The 3522-nt window shown below is 72.8% G+C and carries 4 protein-coding genes; 3 read left to right on the forward strand and 1 reads right to left on the reverse strand.

Features of this window, described 5'->3' with window-relative positions:
* The first annotated feature begins 210 nt into the window (after positions 1-210).
* A complete protein-coding gene (locus tag SSBG_RS09890; protein WP_008746022.1) occupies positions 211-756 on the forward strand; it encodes a hypothetical protein in 546 nt (181 codons plus the stop codon).
* 51 nt (positions 757-807) lie between these two features.
* Here SSBG_RS09890 and SSBG_RS09895 read toward each other — a convergent pair whose 3' ends face one another.
* The gene (locus tag SSBG_RS09895; RefSeq protein ID WP_008746023.1) at positions 808-1479 is read right to left on the reverse strand and encodes a TetR/AcrR family transcriptional regulator; all 672 of its coding nucleotides are present in this window, start codon (positions 1477-1479) and stop codon (positions 808-810) included.
* A 138-nt stretch (positions 1480-1617) separates the two neighbouring features.
* Here SSBG_RS09895 and SSBG_RS09900 point away from each other — a divergent pair, with 138 nt between their 5' ends.
* Complete coding sequence (locus tag SSBG_RS09900; protein WP_008746024.1) at positions 1618-2601, forward strand: ABC transporter permease; 984 nt, start codon at positions 1618-1620, stop codon at positions 2599-2601.
* Complete coding sequence (locus SSBG_RS09905; RefSeq protein WP_008746025.1) at positions 2594-3457, forward strand: ABC transporter ATP-binding protein; 864 nt, start codon at positions 2594-2596, stop codon at positions 3455-3457. Before SSBG_RS09900 ends, SSBG_RS09905 begins: the two co-directional genes overlap by 8 nt.
* Positions 3458-3522: the final 65 nt, after the last annotated feature.

Here is a 3522-nt window from a genome sequence, read left to right on the forward strand (position 1 = left end):
AAAAAAAAAAAAAAAAAAAAAAAAAAAAAAAAAAAAAAAAAAAAAAAAAAAAAAAAAAAAAAAAACAAAAAAAAAAGAAAAAAGAAAAAAACAGAGAAGACGGTACAAAACGAGGCGCCCGCGACGCGCGACCTGGGCCGCCTGCGCGACCTCGTCTCGAAGCCCTCGCGGCTGCTGCCCCCGTACGCGCGGGACGCGGCCGGGGCGCCGGTGTGGGCCGCCGACCTGCCCGGCGTCCCGCTCGGCCGCCTGGAGCGTGCCCCGGTGCGCCGCCTGCCGCTCGCGGTGGACGCGGTCCTGCGGCCCTCGGCGCGCGGCAGCCGGCTGCGGCTGCGCCTGCACGAGCTGTACGGGCGCGTCGCGGAGGCGGGCCCGGTGGCGGTCCAGGCGGGGCTGGTGCACCGGGACACGGGCCGCGTCGTGCAGCGCCGCAGCGCGAGCCTGGTGCCCGGCCCGACCCCCGGCACCTGGACGGCCTCGCTGCGCCTGCGCCTGACGGAGCTGGAGGCGGGAACGTGGGACGTGTGGCTCCTGCTCGCCTTCGCGGACGGCACCACCCGCACCACCCGCCCGCGCGCCCGCCCCGCCCTGGGCCACCTGCGCCGGACCGCCGTCCCCAGCCGCCGCCACGGTCTCGTCCTGGTCCACCCCTACGCCACCCACTCCGCCTCCCTCTCCCTCCGCGTCGCCCCGGGGGCCCGGGGCATGGGGGACGTGCTGCGCGAGAAGGTGGGGAGGTGGGTGGGGACGGGGTGAGCGCAGGCGGGCGGCGCGGGCGGCGCCCCGGCACGCCGCCCGCTCGCCCCTTCACACCGCGCGGAGTCCCGCCGCGACGGTCTTGGCGAGGGCGGCCGGGTAGGCGCGGCTCGTCCGGGTGCGGACGACCAGGACGCGCCAGTACAGGGGGCCGGTGATCAGGTCGAGGGCGAGGTCGCGGTCCAGGGTCTCCCGGACCTCGCCGCGGGCGGCCGCCGCGTCGAGGACGCCCTGGGCCACGCTGCGCTGTGCTTCGCGCAGGGCCTTCTCCAGGGCCTCCTGGAGGTCCGGGTTGCGGGCGGCCTCGGCGAAGAGGTCGGGGACGATCTGGGACGCGGCCGGGTGGCGCAGGGCGCGCGAGGCGACCTCGTAGAGCAGGTGCAGGTCCGTTTCGAGGGACCCGGTGTCGGGCGCGGGCAGGCCCTGGAGGGCTATCTCGGAGACCAGGTCGAGCACGAGGTGCAGCTTCGAGCGCCAGCGCCGGTAGACGGCCGTCTTGCCGACCCCGGCGCGGCGGGCCACGCCCTCGATCGACATGCGCCCGTAGCCGACGGCGGCCAGCTCGGCGAAGACGGCGGCGCGGATCGCCTCGGTGACGTCCTCGCGCAGCACGGCCGCCCCGGCCGGAGCCCGCCGCGCCCGGCCGCCGGAGGCCGCGCCCGGCCCCGCCCCGCCCGTTTCCCCGCTGTTTTCCCTCGCGCCACTCGCCATGCCGTTCAGCATAGGCGGGCCACGACGAAACGGTTGCGTTGCGACGTCCTACCGGCCTAAGGTGCGGAACGACGATACGGTTGCGTTCCGACGTAACGACGTACTCCGGTACCTCCGTCGTACCGACGTCCCCCAGCGAAGGCGGCGCGTGTGAGCCAGGTTCTCGATCCCCTCCCCCCACGGCAGGACCCCACGCCGGGGGCCGCGCCGGGTACCGCCGCGGCCCCCTCGAACGGCGGCGCGTACGACGCCGGGGCCGACGCGGGACTGAGCGGCGCCCAGCTCGCCGCCCGATACGGGCTCGCGGTGAGCGGCGCGCGGCCCCCGCTCGCCCAGTACGTGCGGCAGCTGTGGGGCAGGCGGCACTTCATCCTCGCCTTCTCGACCGCGAAGCTCACCGCGCAGTACAGCCAGGCGAAGCTGGGCCAGATCTGGCAGGTCATGACGCCGCTGCTCAACGCGGGCGTCTACCTGCTGATCTTCGGCCTGCTGCTCGGCACCAGCCGGGGCGTGCCCGACTTCGTGCCCTACCTCGTGACCGGCGTCTTCGTCTTCACCTTCACGCAGTCCTGCGCCATGGCCGGCACCCGCGCGATCTCCGGCAACCTGGGCCTCGTCCGCGCGCTGCACTTCCCGCGCGCCTCGCTGCCCATCTCGTTCACGCTCCAGCAGCTCCAGCAGCTCCTGTACTCGATGATCGCGCTCGTCGTGATCCTCTTCGCCTTCGGCGTGTGGCCGCAGCCGTCCTGGGTGCTCGTGGTGCCCGCGCTGCTGCTCCAGTTCGTCTTCAACACGGGGCTCGCGCTGGCCCTGGCGCGCGTCGGCGCGAAGACCCCGGACGTCGCGCAGCTCATGCCGTTCCTCACGCGCACCTGGATGTACACCTCCGGCGTGATGTTCAGCCTCCCGCACATGCTCGCCAAGCACGACCCGCCGGCCTGGTTCGCCACGCTCCTCCAGTGCAATCCCACGGTCGTGTTCATCGATCTCATGCGCTTCGCGCTCATCGGCAGCTTCCACGCCGACCAGCTCCCGCCGCACGTCTGGGCCCTCGCCCTCGGCTGGGCGCTGCTGAGCGGCGTCGGCGGTTTCGTCTACTTCTGGAAGGCCGAGGAGAGGTACGGACGTGGCTGAGACGCGTACGGAGCAGACCCCCGCGAACACCGGGGACACCGCGCACACCGCGCCGGGCACGGGCCCCGCACCGGACGGGAGTCCCGCGGCCACCGCCGCCGCCCGCCGTCCCACCGTCGTCGCCGAGAACGTCGACATCGTCTACCGCGTCAACGGCGCCAGGGGCGGGCGCGGCTCCGCGACCGCCGCGCTGAACCGGCTGGTACGGCGCCAGGGGCCCGGCGGGCGGCGCGTGCACGCGGTGCGGAACGTGTCGTTCACGGCCTGGCGCGGCGAGGCGATCGGGCTCATCGGGAGCAACGGTTCCGGGAAGTCCACGCTGCTCAAGGCCATCGCCGGGCTGCTCCCCGTCGAGTCGGGCCGGATCTACACCGACGGGCAGCCCTCGCTCCTCGGCGTCAACGCGGCGCTCATGAACGACCTGACCGGCGAGCGGAACATCGAGCTGGGCGGCCTCGCGATGGGCATGAGCCGCCGCGAGGTGCGCGAACGGGCGCCCCGGATCATCGAGTTCTCGGGGATCAACGAGAAGGGCGACTTCGCGAGCCTGCCGATGCGCACGTACTCCTCCGGGATGTCCGCGCGGCTGCGGTTCTCGATCGCGGCGGTCAAGGACCACGACGTCCTGCTCGTGGACGAGGCCCTCGCGACCGGCGACGCGAGCTTCCGCAAGCGCTCGGAGGCGCGCATCAGGGAGCTGCGCGAGCAGGCGGGGACGGTGTTCCTCGTGAGCCACAGCAACAAGTCGATCCGCGACACGTGCGAGCGGGCGCTGTGGCTGGAGCACGGGGAACTGCGGATGGACGGGCCCGCGGCGGAGGTCCTGCGGGAGTACGAGAAGTTCTCGGCGCGCTGACCGCGGCCCGCCGCCACGCCCCGCCTCGCCACGCCCCCGCGCCGGCACCCCCGCCCGCCACGCCG

It is taken from the genome of Streptomyces sp. SPB074, from assembly GCF_000154905.1.
GTDB lineage: Bacteria > Actinomycetota > Actinomycetes > Streptomycetales > Streptomycetaceae > Streptomyces.

What these genes read in the sequence shown, in the direction of transcription:
- SSBG_RS09895 (WP_008746023.1), bottom strand. Translation starts at nt 1,479, where the DNA reads ATGCTGAACGGCATGGCGAGTGGCGCGAGGGAAAACAGCGGGGAAACG.